This is a genomic window from Marinoscillum sp. HNIBRBA16962, assembly GCF_057801515.1.
Window position 1 is genome coordinate 4,422,146 of record NZ_CM173603.1, and the last position, 16,953, is coordinate 4,439,098.

At 44.9% G+C, this 16,953-nt stretch carries 12 protein-coding genes; 8 read left to right on the forward strand and 4 right to left on the reverse strand.

The window, feature by feature from the left end:
- The first annotated feature begins 73 nt into the window (after positions 1-73).
- Entirely contained in the window at positions 74-4,306 is a 4,233-nt protein-coding gene (gene dnaE, locus AC3E9V_RS18345) for a DNA polymerase III subunit alpha (protein WP_488749606.1), read from the forward strand.
- Between the two features lie 119 nt (positions 4,307-4,425).
- Positions 4,426-4,749, forward strand: coding sequence for a thioredoxin (trxA, locus tag AC3E9V_RS18350; RefSeq protein ID WP_488749607.1), 324 nt, complete (start codon positions 4,426-4,428; stop codon positions 4,747-4,749).
- Positions 4,750-4,792: 43 nt separating this feature from the next.
- Here the strand turns inward: trxA and AC3E9V_RS18355 are convergent, their stop codons facing one another.
- The 3 genes from AC3E9V_RS18355 to AC3E9V_RS18365 are packed head-to-tail and all read right to left on the reverse strand — an operon-like array spanning position 4,793 to position 8,820.
- The gene (locus AC3E9V_RS18355) at positions 4,793-6,046 is read right to left on the reverse strand and encodes a sensor histidine kinase (RefSeq protein ID WP_488749608.1); all 1,254 of its coding nucleotides are present in this window, start codon (positions 6,044-6,046) and stop codon (positions 4,793-4,795) included.
- A 20-nt stretch (positions 6,047-6,066) separates the two neighbouring features.
- Positions 6,067-7,152: an AI-2E family transporter gene (locus AC3E9V_RS18360; RefSeq protein WP_488749609.1), complete on the reverse strand. Its 1,086-nt coding sequence runs from the start codon at positions 7,150-7,152 to the stop codon at positions 6,067-6,069.
- 27 nt (positions 7,153-7,179) lie between these two features.
- Positions 7,180-8,820 (reverse strand): amidase, encoded by a 1,641-nt coding sequence (locus tag AC3E9V_RS18365; RefSeq protein ID WP_488749610.1) that lies wholly within the window; start codon positions 8,818-8,820, stop codon positions 7,180-7,182.
- Between the two features lie 843 nt (positions 8,821-9,663).
- Between AC3E9V_RS18365 and AC3E9V_RS18370 the strand changes: the two genes are divergently transcribed.
- The 6 genes from AC3E9V_RS18370 to AC3E9V_RS18395 all read left to right on the forward strand — a co-directional run bounded on the left by AC3E9V_RS18370 (position 9,664) and on the right by AC3E9V_RS18395 (position 16,591).
- The gene (locus AC3E9V_RS18370) at positions 9,664-12,039 is read left to right on the forward strand and encodes an ABC transporter permease (protein WP_488749611.1); all 2,376 of its coding nucleotides are present in this window, start codon (positions 9,664-9,666) and stop codon (positions 12,037-12,039) included.
- A 184-nt stretch (positions 12,040-12,223) separates the two neighbouring features.
- A complete protein-coding gene (locus tag AC3E9V_RS18375) occupies positions 12,224-13,144 on the forward strand; it encodes a polysaccharide deacetylase family protein (protein WP_488749612.1) in 921 nt (306 codons plus the stop codon).
- A 136-nt stretch (positions 13,145-13,280) separates the two neighbouring features.
- Entirely contained in the window at positions 13,281-14,108 is an 828-nt protein-coding gene (locus tag AC3E9V_RS18380; RefSeq protein WP_488749613.1) for a serine O-acetyltransferase, read from the forward strand.
- Between the two features lies 1 nt (position 14,109).
- Positions 14,110-14,988 carry a cysteine synthase CysM gene (gene cysM / locus AC3E9V_RS18385; protein WP_488749614.1) on the forward strand — a complete coding sequence of 293 codons (879 nt, stop codon included), beginning with the start codon at positions 14,110-14,112 and terminating at the stop codon, positions 14,986-14,988.
- A 15-nt stretch (positions 14,989-15,003) separates the two neighbouring features.
- Positions 15,004-16,017 (forward strand): pirin family protein, encoded by a 1,014-nt coding sequence (locus AC3E9V_RS18390; RefSeq protein ID WP_488749615.1) that lies wholly within the window; start codon positions 15,004-15,006, stop codon positions 16,015-16,017.
- Between the two features lie 265 nt (positions 16,018-16,282).
- On the forward strand, positions 16,283-16,591 hold the full coding sequence (locus tag AC3E9V_RS18395; RefSeq protein WP_488749616.1) for a hypothetical protein: 309 nt from the start codon (positions 16,283-16,285) through the stop codon (positions 16,589-16,591).
- A gap of 116 nt (positions 16,592-16,707) precedes the next feature.
- Here AC3E9V_RS18395 and AC3E9V_RS18400 read toward each other — a convergent pair whose 3' ends face one another.
- Positions 16,708-16,929 carry a hypothetical protein gene (locus tag AC3E9V_RS18400; protein WP_488749617.1) on the reverse strand — a complete coding sequence of 74 codons (222 nt, stop codon included), beginning with the start codon at positions 16,927-16,929 and terminating at the stop codon, positions 16,708-16,710.
- Positions 16,930-16,953: the final 24 nt, after the last annotated feature.

A 16,953-nucleotide genomic window follows, 5' to 3' on the forward strand; every position in this document is an offset into this window, starting at 1 on the left:
AATCCCCGCGGTGATTTAGCCCGGGGATTTTTTTATTTTGTCCTTTGTTTAAGAAAGAAACCACCTCCCCTTTATGTACCTGATCTTTGATACGGAAACCACCGGTCTACCCAGAAACAAAACCGCGCCAATTACTGATTTTGATAATTGGCCCCGACTGGTACAGCTGGCGTGGCAGCTTCATGACGGAAATGGCAAGCTCATTTCTCAGGGCAACCACATTGTAAAGCCAGATGGCTTTACAATCCCGTTCAATGCTCAAAAAGTACATGGAATTTCCACCGATCGGGCACTGGAAGTAGGTGAGCCACTCAAAGAAGTATTAGACAAGTTCTCTGAAGATGTAAAGCAAGCCAAAGTCCTCGTAGGTCACAACATTGAGTTTGACAATAAGATCATTGGCGCTGAATACCTGAGATCCGAATCGGATAACCTTCTGGAGGATTTCCCAAATATTGACACTTCCGTGGAAACGGTAGACTTCTGCCAGTTGAAAGGGGGTATCGGAGGCAGGCTTAAACAGCCCAGGCTGGTCGAATTATATGAAAAGCTCTTTGGCGCTCCGTTTGACGATGCGCATGATGCTGCCTATGACGTAGATGCCACTGCAAAAGCATTCTTTGAATGCCTGAAACGCCAGATCATCAAGACTTTTGATGACACTGATCCTGCATCCATAACGTACGAAGCGCCTGACCTGGAGGCTGCCAACTTTGCGTGGATCCGAGAGAAATCGGACGGCAAGTTAAGCACTGAGGAAGTTTCCATAGATGAGATCAAAGGCCCATTTTGCCACCTGCACGTACACTCGCAGTTTTCAGTCCTTCAGGCTACTCCCAATGTAGAGTCTATAGTTGCCAAAGCAAAGGAGTACGATATGCCAGCCGTAGGGCTCACGGATCTGGGCAATATGTTTGGGGCTTTCAAATTTGTGAGGGCGGCACTGAAAGAAGGCATCAAACCGATTGTCGGTTGTGAATTTTTTGTAGCTGAAGAACGTAAAAAGCTTCAGTTTACCAAGGACAATCCGGACCGCAGATTTCAGCAGGTCCTGCTGGCGAAAAACAAAAAAGGGTATGATAACCTCATTAGGCTTTCTTCCTTTGGGTACATGGAGGGGCTCTATGGCCTCTACCCGAGAATTGACAAAGAGCTGATAGAGCAGCACCGTGAGGGAATCATCGCACTGAGTGGCGGCCTGGCAGGCGAAATCCCCCACCTTGTGCTGAATGTAGGTGAAACCCAGGCCGAAGAAGCGCTGCAATGGTGGCTGGAGGTATTTGGAGATGATTTCTATCTGGAAATAAACCGGCACGGTCTTGATGAAGAAAACCACCTCAATGAAGTCCTGATCGGGTTTGCCAGAAAGTACAATGTCAAAGTACTGGCAGCTAATGAGCTTTTTTACCTGGATGAAAAAGACGCTAAAGCCCACGACGTACTTCTTTGTATCAAAGAAAACGAAAAGCAAAGCACTCCGATCGGCCGGGGTAGAGGTTTCCGGCCAGGCCTGAAAAACTCCAGGTATTACTTCAAGACCCAGGAAGAAATGAAGGAGGCTTTTACAGACCTTCCTGAGGCTATAGAAAACATTGGAGAGCTCATTGACCAGATCGAAGAGTACAAACTGGAACGTGACGTACTCCTCCCTGCATTTAAAATACCGGATGAATTCATACATCCCGATGACGCTAAAGATGGCGGTAAACGAGGAGAAAATGCCTATCTGCGCCACCTGACTTACGAAGGGGCCAAAAAACGCTACGAAGAGATCACAGATGAGATCCGCGAACGGCTGGACTTTGAGCTGGCCACTATCGAGAATACCGGATATCCGGGCTACTTTCTGATCGTTCAGGATTTCACGACCAAAGCCAGGGAAATGGGCGTATCAGTGGGTCCCGGACGGGGATCAGCTGCCGGATCAGCTGTTGCCTACTGTATCGGGATTACCAACGTAGACCCAATAGCTTACGACCTTCTATTTGAGCGGTTTCTGAATCCGGACAGGGTGTCCCTGCCCGATATTGATATTGACTTTGACAATGAAGGACGGGAAAAGGTGATCGACTATGTGGTAAAGAAATATGGGATGAACCAGGTAGCTCAGATCATCACTTACGGTACCATGGCCCCTAAATCAGCCATCAGGGATGCCGGTCGGGTAATGGAGCTGCCTCTTCCTGAAACCGATGCTATTGCCAAGCTTGTACCAGAGAAACCGGGAGCTAAATTTTCCAAGATCTGGGGCGAAGTACCGGAGCTTGAGCAGATGCGCCGCGGCAAAGACCTGCCTTCTCTGGTCCTCAATCAGGCAGTAGTCTTAGAAGGATCTCTCAGAAATACCGGTATCCACGCGTGTGGGGTCATCATCACGCCCGATGATATGACCAAGTTTGTTCCGCTGGCCCGGTCTAAGGATTCGGACCTTCTGCTTACACAGTTTGACAACAGTGTGGTAGAGTCAGCAGGTATGCTGAAAATGGACTTTTTAGGCCTGAAGACCCTTTCCATTATCAAGACTGCTGTGGACAACGTCCGGAAACGACACGGCATAGAGATCGATATTGATACGATCCCTTTAGACGACACCAAAACTTACGAGCTCTACCAAAATGGTCAGACCAATGGTACATTCCAGTTTGAGTCTCCCGGTATGCAGAAGCACCTGCGGGCGCTTAAGCCGGACCGGCTGGAGGACCTGATTGCCATGAATGCCCTCTATCGCCCCGGACCGATGGAGTATATCCCAAATTTCATCGCCCGTAAGCATGGCAGAGAGCCGATCACATATGATCTGCCGGAGATGGAAGAATTTCTGGCGGAAACCTACGGGATCACAGTCTACCAGGAGCAGGTGATGTTACTCTCGCAAAAACTGGCCGGTTTTACTAAAGGTGAAGCAGATGTTTTGCGTAAAGCCATGGGTAAGAAGATCTTTAAGCTGCTGGAAGAACTTAAACCCAAGTTTATCAACCAGGCCAAAGAAAAAGGCCACCCGGAAGACAAACTGGAGAAGATCTGGAAGGACTGGGAAGCTTTTGCTGCTTATGCATTTAACAAATCTCACAGTACCTGCTACTCAGTGGTGGCTTACCAGACCGGATACCTAAAAGCAAACTATCCGGCTGAGTACATGGCTTCTGTCCTTACGCACAACCAAAGCAACATAGAAAAAGTCAGCTTTTTCATGGAAGAGTGCAGGAACCAGGGCATCAAGGTGCTGGGGCCTCACATCAACGAATCCAACCTGGATTTTGCGGTGAACAGAGAGGGTGAGATCCGTTTTGGTATGGGGGCTATTAAAGGTACGGGAGAGTCAGCCGTATTAGCCATCATTGAGGAAAGAGACGAGAACGGCCCGTTTAAAGATATTTTCGATTTTGCTTCACGAGTAAACCTGAGATCGGTCAACAAAAAATCATTTGAAAGTCTTGCAAAGGCCGGTGGATTTGATTGTTTTGATGCCTACCACAGGCGTCAGTATGTGGAGCAGGATGAAGAAGGAAGCTCGCTCATCGAAAAGGCCATTCGTTACGCGAATAAACTTCAGCAGGAGGAAGAAAGTAACCAGGCATCCTTGTTTGGTGGCGGCTCTGACAGCTCAGTTACGATAAAACCAAAAGTGGGTAAAATAGAACCTTATGGTGAGATAGAAAAGCTCAACATCGAGCGAGAGATGGTCGGGCTATACATTTCCGGCCATCCGCTGGATCAGTACAAATTTGAAATGAACTACCTGATGAATGCCAAAATAGGTGACCTGAAAGACCTGGAAAAGCATCAGGGCAGAGAGCTTAGATTCGGTGGTATCGTCAGCAGTGTACAGCATCGTATCTCCAAAAAAGGAAATCCTTTCGGGCAGTTTACACTGGAGGACTTTAATGACAACCATACCTTTTACCTGTTTTCACAGGATTACATCAAGTTCAAACCCCTCCTGGAAACAGGGTGGTTCTTATATGTAACCGGCATTGTACAAAACCGGTGGAACAGTCCGGAGCTGGAGCTAAAAGTGACTAACATAGAGCCACTGGGAGAGATCCGTGAGCGAATGACGAAAGGTCTGGAGCTACAGGTGAAACTAAATGATGTGAATGAGATCTTTATCAATGAGTTGGAACGGTACGGCCAGGAATACCCTGGCAATTGTGTGCTAAAACTCAATGTACTAGGTGCATACGAGGATCGCATGATCAATCTGGAGATGCTGAGCCGAAGGATCTCGGTGGATTTAAATGATGAACTTATCAAGGAACTAGAATTGTTGGAAGAAGTGCGCTATAAGGTTTTAACAGCCTCTTAGTCGTTTTGTCCTGAGGCTAACAATTCCAAAGATTACGAATACAAGGATCAACAATTCAAGTTACCTTTGCGTTATCCTAGTGTATTTCAGAATTAACAGACAGATAAATTTTCAAAAAGATGGCTAAACCATTAGAATTAACAGATCAGAATTTCGAAGAGATCATAAATACAGATAAGCCAGTATTGGTTGATTTTTGGGCGGAGTGGTGTGGTCCATGTAAGATGATTGGGCCGGTAGTAGAAGAATTGGCTGCTGACTATGACGGTAAAGTTGTAATAGGAAAAGTGGATGTAGATGCAAACCCTGAAGTATCAGCAAAATTCGGTATTCGGTCTATTCCTACACTACTGGTGTTTAAAAATGGAGAAATCGTAGACAAGCAAATTGGGGCAGTACCAAAAACAGCCCTGAGTGAAAAACTGGATCGACAGCTGGCTTAATCCACATTACATAAAATATTGAAATTAACCCTGGTGGTATCCATCAGGGTTTTTTATTTCCCAGGACTTTGAAATCATTTCTGATCACCTTTTCCGAGAGCGGGATCTTTACATGGATATGCGTGCCACCATTTGGCTTACTACTTAACCGCAAAATCCCATCAAACTTACTTACCCTCGTTCGCATGGTAGATAAGCCAATGCTCCTTAAGCTTTTAGAGATGACATTGGCATCAAAACCGGCTCCATCATCTTCGATATTCAGATACAGGCTGTTATTTTTCTCAAAGAGATCTACCGAAGCATTGCCGGCTTTAGCATGAGTTTTGATATTATTTGAAGCTTCCTGAACAATCCTGTAAATATTGACTTTAACATCTTCCTTATACTCGTTCTCCATACTGGCATTAAAAACAAACTTTGTATCAGTCAGCATATTGAGATTTTCAATCAGGTAATTCAGGCTCTCCGTAAGATCAAAGTCCTGATTAGCCTGTGGAGTGATCAAATGAGACAACCGGCGGCTTTCTTCCACCCCTTTTCCCATGAGGTCAGTAACACGGTCCAAAATTTTCAGGTCCATATCGCCAGCCTTCACTGATTTTAACATCCCATGAGCCAGGCCAAAGTACTGTTTCAACCCATCGTGGATCTCCCTCGCAATTCTCCGCCGCTCCTCTTCCACCCCGGTGATTAACTTATCCATCAGTACATCCTCAGTAGCTCTCAGGGCCGTAATATCCAAAGAGATCACAAAGATGGCCTCCTTCCTTTCATGGATAATATTCTGACAGAAGAGTTGCTGATTGATAATTCTCCCACCCCGGATCCGACTACTTATATTTACTTCCAAATACCCGTTTTCCTCAATCTTATCACGTATTTGAAAAAGATCCTCCTCGTCCATGCCCACTATAAAGTCAGCAGCTGTAGACCTGAGGTACTCCTCTTCATTCCGTTCAAACTTCAAAAGTGCCGCCTGATTTACCCTTAAATACGTCAGTCGTTTTTTATCCAGAATAAAAGCAGGAAGCGGACACTTATCAAAGATCATTTGATGATGAGAAATAGCCATTTTCAGATCCAAATTGATAGATCCAATACGCACCAGCAATCGCTTGATCAAAATAAAAATGAGGGTGCCGGAAAGCAAAACAAAAGAAATGCCTTTGTAGGTCTGAATATGAGTAAGCTCCTTTGAAGAGGGGAAAAGATCATACACCAGCTTGTCCGAGAAGAGAATGTATAACGAACAAATGATGATATAGATTAAGGCAATCTTAACGGCTTCTTTCATTCAACGACACTTAAGTAAATTCAACCCAGCTCCTTTCCCGTCTTCTTATCCATCAACCGAACCAGGAACCCTGCATCGGGAACTCTTTCCAACATTACTTTGATCAGAAATGTCATGGGAACAGAAAGAAGCATACCTGCAACATTCCACATGTATCCCCAGAATACCAGACTAAAAAGTACGGTGACAGTATTAATTGATAAAGAGTTTCCTGCCATTTTAGGTTCTACAATAGTTCCCATTACAATCTGAAGCAGTTGCATCAATGCATAAAAAATGATAAACTCCGATACGCTCGATGCGGTTAGTCCTCCTATGACTAAAGGTGGAACCAATGACATCAAAGAACCCACATACGGGATATAATTTAATACAAAAGCAAGAATTCCCCATAAAAGTGCATACTGAATTCCGAATATCCAGCAAATAATACCTATCCCCAGGCCCGTTATCAGGCTAACAATGGTTTTTACCTTTATGTAAATGCTAATGGATTCCTTTACCCTCCGAAATGTTTCCGATGCTTTAGAACGTTCTTCAGTCCCGTTGTTACCAGTGATGTAATCAATGACCTTCCCATACTGAGCGATGGCTCCAAGCAGCCCTGCAAAATACAGGATGGTCATTAAAAGCTCTGTGGCAAAACCACTGACAGTGTTTACAAAGGTTCCGGAAATGGACAGTACTTTATCCGTAGGGATGAGCCGGGATATATATTCTTTTAGCTCCTCTTCACCCAGTTTAGTGCCCGTCAAAGCTGTCAGGTAATCGATCAGTGGTTTAAGCTCTTGGGTAACTTCGGCCAGGATCTGCTCACGATTGGAAATGAAACTACTTACTGCATTATAAAAAGCAAACCCTATTGAAAAGAAGACTATTACAGACAAAAGAGTGGTCAATACCACACTGACATTTAATGAGAACTTTCGCCTGAACAAAGTCACCAGCGGCTGGAGCAGAACGGCAAAGAACAACGCAAAAGCCATGGGGACCAGCAAATTGCTGAGAATTTTCAGTAGGTACAGGATGAGGATCCCCAGGAAAACTACCAGTATGTTTTTTATGACCCGAAGGGAACGGGCTACGTCTTCATTAGTGTCAATCATTCAGCTACTTTTCAGTTCCATGACACCTTAGTTCATAAAAAACTCAGGATGTTCCTCCTCAAAAGGTGTCAGAGATTGCAAATACCTCGCAAAGATAAGAATTGCTGCCTCATCAAAGTGATTACCTACCAATGTTATCGTACCCGCCTTATCATTTTTATAAGAACCATTAGGAATGGCGACACACGGATGGCCTGTCAGGTTAGTCATGAGTAACTGATCCCCCACAAAGCTTGGAGTTACAAGCACATCTATATCCTTCATCATTTCGTTAAATTCAGCGGTCAGCTGATACCTGAGTCGGTTAGCCTGAATATACTCTACTGCCGGTATGAACCGGCCAGCTCTAAACACGTTGGGCCATGCATTTCGCACTTGTCTCACCAGCTCATCATCTTGATTTGATCGGGTCAGCTCGTCAAAAGCTGCTGATGCTTCAGCAGTCAGAATAAAACTCAGGATCTCCGCATCAAAAGATGCTGGTAACTTTTTAGGCGTCAGCTCTATACCATTAGCCCTGAGAAGAGTTAGTGTCAAACTATCATTTTTTGAATTAAAGCCCTTTCGATCAAACAGATCTTTGAGATAACCAACCCGAAGCGTTTTAGGGTCTATGCTATAATCGTAGTTAAACGGGTAATCTCTCAGGACCTGCAAATCCTTCCCGTCATATCCCCGGATCACTTCATACACCAGCGCACAGTCAGCAGCACTTCTGCAAATAGGCCCCAGCTTGTCCATGGTCCAGCTTAGCGCCATAGCTCCATACTTACTCACTGCGCCATATGTAGGGCGCAATCCTGTGGTACCGCATCGTGTAGACGGAGATACGATCGACCCCCATGTTTCACTCCCTATCGCAAAGGGAACCAGCCCGGCAGCAGTGGCTGACGCTGACCCAGCCGAAGAACCACTGCTCCCCTGCTCCATATTCCAGGGATTTCTGGTTTTACCCCCATACCATACATCACCCCATGCCAGAGCCCCTAAAGTAAGCTTTGCCACCAGGACAGCACCAGCTTCCTCGAGTTTCTTTACTACAGTAGCTGTTTCTGCTATTCGCTGATCCCTGTAAGGCCTTGCGCCCCAGGTTGTTTTATACCCTTCTACTGCTATAAGGTCTTTCACCCCATACGGAATGCCATGAAGAGGTCCCCTGTAGATACCTTGTTTTATTTCTTCATCCGCCCGTCTTGCCTGTGCCAGAGCCAAAGAATCAGTCAGTGTGATCAGGCATTCCAGCGTATCAGAGTACCTCCTCAACCTGTCCAGGTAAAGTCTTGTTAACTCCTCTGAGGTTACCTTCTGGTCCCTGACCAGGACAGAGAGCTCGGCCACCGAATAAAAAGCGAGATCACTCAGGTTTTTTGGCCTCTTTACCTTTCCCGGCAGCATCCAGTTAATCTCTTTTTGAGTATCTGCTATCCGCTTCTGGTTGGTGGGAGGTATAAAAACCAGCGGATATGGAAGCTCATTATTTAAGTCCAATTCACGAATACCCTTAAATGACTCAAGTTGCTCTGCAATATTTTCCCGAAGGGAGTCAACCTCAGCCTGGGTAAATGATAGGCCCATCAGCTTTAACGACTGATATACAGAGTCTTGCTGTGCAAAAACGCCACATAAACTAATCAGGTAAATAAAACCGGCCGTAAATAGTCTCTTCATGATCAGGTTGATTTTTTCCTAAGTTACTCAAATTGCCTTGGATGTCGTAAAAAACAATTTGTTTATTCTTAGTTATAATGCTGATTATCAATGATATACATAGCCATGGATTCAAGTAATACACGTACTGAAGCAAAACAGAAAATTGATTATATATTCAATCGGCTTGCCGATATGGAGTCCAAAGCTGACCGGCCTTTTTTCCGCAGATAAACACAGAAATGCATTGAAAATCAGCGAAGATTAGCGTAATCTGTGGAAAATAAAGAGAGTGTATGGCTACACTATGCTGAGACATTATATCGTTAACTTAACACTAGTTCTCCACTGTGCGTCTCTGTTTTCTCTGTGGTTAGATTATAACCTTTTGGTTTGACCAAACAAATGCAAAAAGGGTGATGCTCTCGCGAACGTCACCCTTTTCATTTAGGCAAGGCCGTAGCCTTTCATAAACGCCAAACTACAGTTCAGAAACCTCTTAAGGCCCTCTTTCGAGTATCCTCGAAGTACATCCTCAAGACGACCTGTTCTGATTCGCCAACCATAGTCTGAACCATGGATAACTTTCTCAAAACAAGCCGGAAGTAAACTTCGCTTCCTATCTCTTGTTTGGTTTATCTAAAGTAGATGTAATCTTTGCCTTTTCAAACTTTCAGTCTCCTTTGTTTTCCACGACTTATATACATTCTCATACCCTGGTTATACAGTACTTTTGAACAGGTTTATCCACATTCTCGTACTCAGAAAAAAAGTGTTAAATTTTATTAAGGAATTACCGCCTGTGTAACATTTCCAACCTTCTTAAAAGGTTTTGTCGTATTTTAATCCCAAACGATCAAAACCATGTTTCGCAACTACCTAACTATCACCATCAGGCATTTACTAAGACAGCCTGCCTACACTACCCTGAATATCGTTGGACTCACCATTGGGATTGTATCCAGCCTATTGATTGTGTTATACCTGTTTCACGAAACCAGCTTTGACCAGCAACATCCCAAAGCAGACCGGATTTTTCGGATATCATCAGACATCAAAGAACCGGATAACGCCTTCAGATGGGCTGTAACACAGCTCCCGCTGGGCCGGACGGTCAAGTCAGAATTTTCAGAGGTTGAACAATATGTACGGTTTATCGGAAACGGACGTACCCGTTTCAGTAAAGATGATATCAGCTACTATGAAGAAGACATTTTCATGGTGGATAGTACAGTCTTTAATGTATTTGATTTTAACCTTACGGCTGGCAATCCCGAAACTGCTCTAGAAGGCCCCAATAGCATGATCATCAGTCGGTCAATGGCAAATAAGATCTTCAAAGGAGAAAACCCGATGGGTCAGATCCTGAAAACCGATAACAACTCACTTGAGATTACCGGAATATTTGAGGATGTGCCTGTAAACTCCCACATCAGGCCAAATGCCATGATATCAGCCAGCACGGTAGACCGCAATAACTCTCAAAACTGGGGTGGATTTGGCATCTATACCTATGTATTGCTGGAAGAAGGAGCCGACCCGGCCATGGTAGAAAAAAAGCTGAACGACAATATCATCAAAACCCATGTGGCCGTGATCTTTGATCAGTTTGACATCACAATCAGGTATGAAATGATCAATATCCGGGATATTCACCTGCACTCTACCTTTCAGGGTGAACCGGAATCCCTCGGCAACTTCAAGTACATCTACATTTTTGGGGCAATAGCTATCTTCCTCATCCTGATAGCAAGTATCAACTACATGAACCTCTCCACAGCCAGATCTATGAGACGCGCGCTCGAAGTAGGCATAAGGAAGGTCATGGGAGCGCAACGAGGATCTTTGATCAGACAGTTTATGTCAGAGTCCATTCTTTTGACCCTGGCTTCTCTGGTTATCAGCCTGTTATTGCTCCTGTTACTCGTCCCTGCTTTTAATAACCAGCTCCAGACCAACCTGGACCTTTCAAACCTCTTGTCCACAGAGATTATCGCGGTGATTATCCTGATGCTTCTGGTGACCGGCATCTTAAGCGGAAGCTATCCGGCCTTTTACCTGTCAGCATTTAAGCCGGCTGCCGTCCTGAAAGGAAAGGGGGGCAAATCAGGCAATAAACTTCTAAGAAGCATTTTGGTGGGTGTGCAGTTTTCCATCTCTATTTTCATGCTCATAGGCACGCTGGTGATTTATGACCAAATGCAATATCTCCGCAACAAAGACCTGGGGTTTGACAAAGAGCAGGTGATGCTGTTTGTTTTGGATAACCCCAATGCAAGAGACAAATGGCCTGTCCTCAAAAACAAACTTCTGGAAGAACCTGATGTAAAAAGTGCAGCTACAGCCACTACCTCTCCAGGAAGAGGGTATGGAAAAAATGTAATGAGCGCTGAAACCAACACCGGAGTAATGGAGGAGTATGGCATAGATTCTTACGGAATAGACTATGACTATTTCTCAACTCTGGGAATAGAGGTGATCGAAGGACGTAACATTTCTCCACAATACCCAACAGACACTGCCACCGCCGTGATGGTCAATGAAGCTATGGTGGCACGCATGGGCTGGGATAACCCCATTGGGAAGAAGTTTCAGTTTGACCGGGACAGCACTAAATTTCACAAAGTGATCGGAGTAGTTAAGAATTTCCACCAGCGGTCTCTTTACAACCCCATCGAGGCGCTTCTCTTTATCCCAGATATCAATAATTCCAACGTCCTCGTTAAAATCCAGGGGGACCTTAACAATACGATCAGGTCCATAGAAGCCAAATGGAATGAGGTGTTCCCCAATATGCCTTTCGAATACACTTTTCTCAACGAGGAGTTTATGGAACAATATGAAGAGGACCAGCTACGAGGCAGACTCTTCCTGGGATTTTCCATTATGATGATCATCATTTCATGCCTGGGGCTCCTGGGACTGGCTTCCTTCATTGCTGAGCAGCGAACCAAAGAAATCAGCATCCGAAAGGTTCTCGGAGCTAATGTGAGGGGATTGGTCTCGCTCCTGGTAAAAGACTTTCTCATCCTGGTTGTGATTGGAGCCATACCTGCGTTTGGTATAGCCTACTATTTTATGAACGAATGGCTCCGGACATTTGAATATCACGTGGACATGAACTATCTCCTTTACGTGTTGGTCTTCCTGGTCATTTCAGTAATTACTGTCTTAACCACAGGATATCATGCATTAAAGGCAGCAAATGCCAACCCGGCAGATAACCTGAAATATGAATAAGAAACCAGTATTTGCCGTCAGCAGGTTAACTTAGCAGGTAAAATTTTTATACAATGAAATGAGCATGATGCTCAACCCAATTATTGAGCAACACCAACCTGCCTGCAGTAGCCACTTTCGGCAAAGGCAGGCTGGGTATGATCAAAGTTGGATGGCATATGGCTTATTGTACAACTTTTAACACATGAAAATCCTTAATCTGCTGACAGCTTTTTTACTGGCCTGTCCACTTTTTGCTCAAAAGCAAGTAGCCATAACCATAGATGATCTCCCCCTGAACGGAGGTGGAGGCAAGATCTCCCTTGAGGAAATGGTCAAGATCAATGACCAGGTCATTCAAACCTGCGTCAATTATGAAGTACCAGCCATCGGGTTCGTCAATGAAGTTAAACTGATCATACTCGGCGAAATGGATAAACGTACCAGTATCCTGAATGCCTGGCTGGAAGCAGGGCTGGAATTGGGAAATCATACATTCAGCCATCCTTCATTTTACAAAACCCCTTTAGAAGCTTTTCAGGAAGAAGTGCTGAAAGGCGAGGTAATAACCCGAAAACTCACAAGCGACCATGATTCGGACCTTCAGTATTTCAGGCATCCCTTTCTCAACACCGGCCCGGATAGTTTATCCATAGCCCGATTTGAGACATTTCTTCAGGCTCATGGATATAAGATAGCGCCGGTGACCGTGGAAAGCTCGGATTACATATACAACAAACTATTTATGGATGCAATGCTGGATGGCGATAGCACTTCTATGAGTGAGATAGGAAAAGCCTACGTGGACCATACCATCAGAATGTTTGATTTTGTTGAAAAAGCTACATCGGAAATCGTGGGTCGTGACATTCCGCATATCTTCCTTTGTCATGTAAATCCCATAAATGCTGCTTTTCTCAAGGAAATTCTAGATAAGTTGGCCAGTAGAGATTATCAATTTGTTTCCTTATCAGAAGCGCTGGAAGATCCCGCCTACCAAAAACAGGATAATTACATTGGGCCATGGGGCATCAGCTGGCTTTACCGGTGGACAAGCGACCCGAAAACCTGGCTGCAAAAAGAACCGGCTGTCTCAAAAGATATTTTGGACCGGTATCGAAACTAATTGCGTACTGATTTGCTTTTTAGAATAGCCGGAATATGGGACTTTGTCACCTTTTTGGCAAATTGCACAATGGTTGCAATTTGATATAAACAATATTTCCACCAGCGCGTTCGCATAACTCAGAATATTATTTTTTATGGATAAGCAATTCATTCACAAAATATATGACTCCCATCAGGAGTATACCAAGATACCGCCCACCTCATCGATCATATTATTTTTCAATGACCTGCTGGGCATTCTGTTTCCTGATTTTTCCAGCCATCCGGCCCGCAGTGAAGAAAAGGTCAAAAAGGTGCTGGAGGAGCTGCAGGTACGATTGAAAGACATTCTCTCCAGAAACATTTCCCTGGAAGGGGACAATAAGGATGAGATCGTTGAAGCCTTTTTTGATTACATACCGGTACTGTATGACCGTTTGCAACTGGATATCGAAGCGATGTTTTTAGGTGACCCTGCAGCTTCAGACCGTTCTGAGGTAATCCGCTGCTATCCGGGCTTCTACGCCATAGCTGCTTACCGCTTGGCTCATGAGCTGGCCCTGCTTGGAGTAAAGAACATACCCCGGATCATCACAGAGCACGCCCATAGTCGTACGGGTATTGACATCCACCCCAATGCCATCATAGGTGAATACTTCTGCATAGACCACGGGACCGGAGTGGTAATCGGTGAAACGACCATTATCGGTAAGCATGTGAAGATCTACCAGGGAGTTACCCTGGGAGCCCTTAGTGTGGACAAACGGGATGCCAAGGTAAAACGTCACCCCACCATTGGGGACCATGTAGTGGTTTATGCTGGAGCCACAATCCTTGGCGGACAGACAAAAATCGGTCACCATTCGATAGTTGGCGGGAATGTCTGGCTCACAAAAAGCATTCCTCCAAAATCACGCGTTTACTACAAAGCAGAAATGCACAATAACGAAAAAGCCGATTTGATCATCGTTAAAAACGAATAGAATGAAGCTGTTTGATATTATCGGGAACACACCTTTGGTTGAGATTACGACAATCAACAAAAACCCCTCAGTAAAGATCTTCGGAAAGCTGGAGGGGCAAAACCCGGGTGGAAGTGTGAAAGACCGGGCAGCCTACGGCATGATCGCTGAGGCCATCAAGCGTGAGGATATTAAGTCGGGCAGCAAGTTAGTAGAGGCCACCAGTGGAAATACAGGGATCGCTCTAGCCATGATCGCACAGTCATTTGGCTTACACCTGACATTGATCATGCCTGAAAATGCTACAGCAGAACGTATTCAGGCTATGAAAGCCTACGGTGCGGAACTCATACTTACACCGGAAGAAAAAACCATAGAATACTCCAGGGAGCTGGCAGAGGAAATGGCTGAAAACGAGGGGTATTTTCTACTCAACCAGTTTGCCAACCCTGATAACTACGGAATGCATTACAAAACCACCGGTCCGGAAATATGGAAGGATACGGATGGAAAGATCACGCATTTTGTTTCTGCCATGGGGACTACCGGTACCATCATGGGAGTTTCCAGGTACCTGAAAGAAAAAAATAAAGACATTCAAATTGTAGGCACCCAGCCTACGGAAGGATCCAGCATACCGGGTATCAGGAGGTGGTCTCCGGAGTTTCTGCCCAAAATTTTTGAACCTGAGCGCGTGGACCGCATTGTAGATGTCAGCGAAAAGCAGGCAAAGCTGATGACAAGACGCATGGCAAAGGAAGAAGCTATTTTATCGGGGATGAGCAGTGGCGGTGCATTAACTGCCGCTCTCGAAGTTGCAGCCGAACTTGATGAAGGGTTGATTGTTTTCATTGTGTGTGACCGGGGAGAACGATACCTGAGCTCAGGACTATTTGATTGACTAAAAAACCAGAAAATGAGTAACGCTATCAAAAAAATTAAGCCATTAGGGTTTCCGTGGGAGACCAGTGACCCATTTCTTTTTTGTGTTTATCATCAGGACAATTTTCCAAAAGGAAACGATCAAATGGGACCTGCATCCTCCCTGGAAGGCAGAAACATCGGCCAGGACTTCACGAAGAAGGATGGCTGGAGAATGTACCATGGTGATACGGTCCCGGGATTTCCCCAGCACCCGCATCGCGGATTTGAAACCATCACCATTGTTGAAAAAGGATTGGTAGACCACTCCGATTCACTGGGAGCAGCGGGCCGCTTTGGGAATGGAGACGTACAATGGATGACTGCCGGAAAAGGGGTTCTGCATTCGGAGATGTTCCCCTTACTCAACCAGGAAAAAGAAAACCCGCTGGTGCTATTTCAGATATGGCTGAACCTGCCCCGGAAACATAAGTTTGTAGAACCACATTTTGCAATGCTTTGGTCAGATACCATACCGGTAGTGGAGAGCACGGACGGTTACGGAAAGAAAACCAAAATCACCGTAATTGCCGGAACAGTAGAAGGCACAAAAGCCCCGGACCCGGCTCCAAACTCCTGGGCAGCGGACCCGAAAAACGAAGTAGCCGTATGGACCATCAAAATGGAACCTGGAGCTGAATACGAGCTGCCGGTCGCCGGCAAAACGGCAAACCGATCCATCTACTTTTATGAAGGGGACGAGCTTTCGATCAACGACCAGAAAATCCGGAAGGAATTTGGGGCTGACCTGATAGCTTCCGAGAAGACCGTCCTGAAAAATGGCAAGCAGGAAGGCAGAATCCTGCTGCTGCAGGGTAAACCTATCGATGAGCCGGTAGCACAGTACGGGCCGTTCGTTATGAATACCCAGGAAGAGATCCGGGAAGCCTTTGCAGAATACCAAAGGACTGAATTTGGAGGATGGCCCTGGCCAAAGCATGATCATGTTCACCCCAGGTCCAGTGGCAGGTTTGCCCGGCATGCTGACGGGCGGGAAGAGCATAAATAAGCTCTCACAGGTTTGATGACACAGCCTGTATTGTATGTACGACAGTTTTGCGAAAAAATGACCCTGGCATTATAAGAGGTTTTTACACAAAAACACCAATATTCCCCTTTAGAAAAAGGGGTGCAGGGGAATGTTTATAAGCAAGTTTGTTTTTGTGTGAAAATTGTTGGGAACATTCAGGAATGCAAAACTGTCGTGCACCCCCTGTATTTTTCAATGCAATATTTGTATTATATTTATAGATCCTAACCAATTTTTTTGATCTATGGACGTGTTTTACGTAGTATGGCACTACGAAGTAGCTAAAGACCATGTAGATGATTTCGAAAAAGCCTATAGTCGATCGGGACCATGGTTTACATTCTTTGAAAAGTCTGAAGATTTTCTCGGGCTGGATCTCATCAAAAATTCAAAAGATTCCTCGTACCTGGCTATAGACAAGTGGATCTCGAAAAGTGCCTACAATGAATTCAAAAAGGCCAATGAAGCTGAGTACAACCAACTAAATCAACAACATAAGGATCTTTACTCCGCTGAAAAGCAGCTGGGGGAATTTCAAAGTGTGGGACAGTAAAAAGGTAAATTCGGATCAACCCGAAAAGTTACGGAACATCTGGGGAGAATACTGTCCTGGAAGAGAAACTGAACTCATTTCCGGAAAATGGAATGTGCAATGGTTCGCCCTGGATCTTATAATCTGAATTCCGGATTTCTAAGCTCGTTTCTAAACTTATGCATATCCAGCATCAGGGAAAAACCAAGACTCGTAACTACAGCTCCACTCACTCCTGTCATGAGCATTACAGGAAATGAAATACCATTAAAAAATAATACAGCCGTAAGAACACAAAGCCCGATTCCGAAAATCGCCATCAGGAAGTTGAAAAGTTGGATCGTTCTAAATTTCTCCATAAAAATTGAATTATTTATAACAAA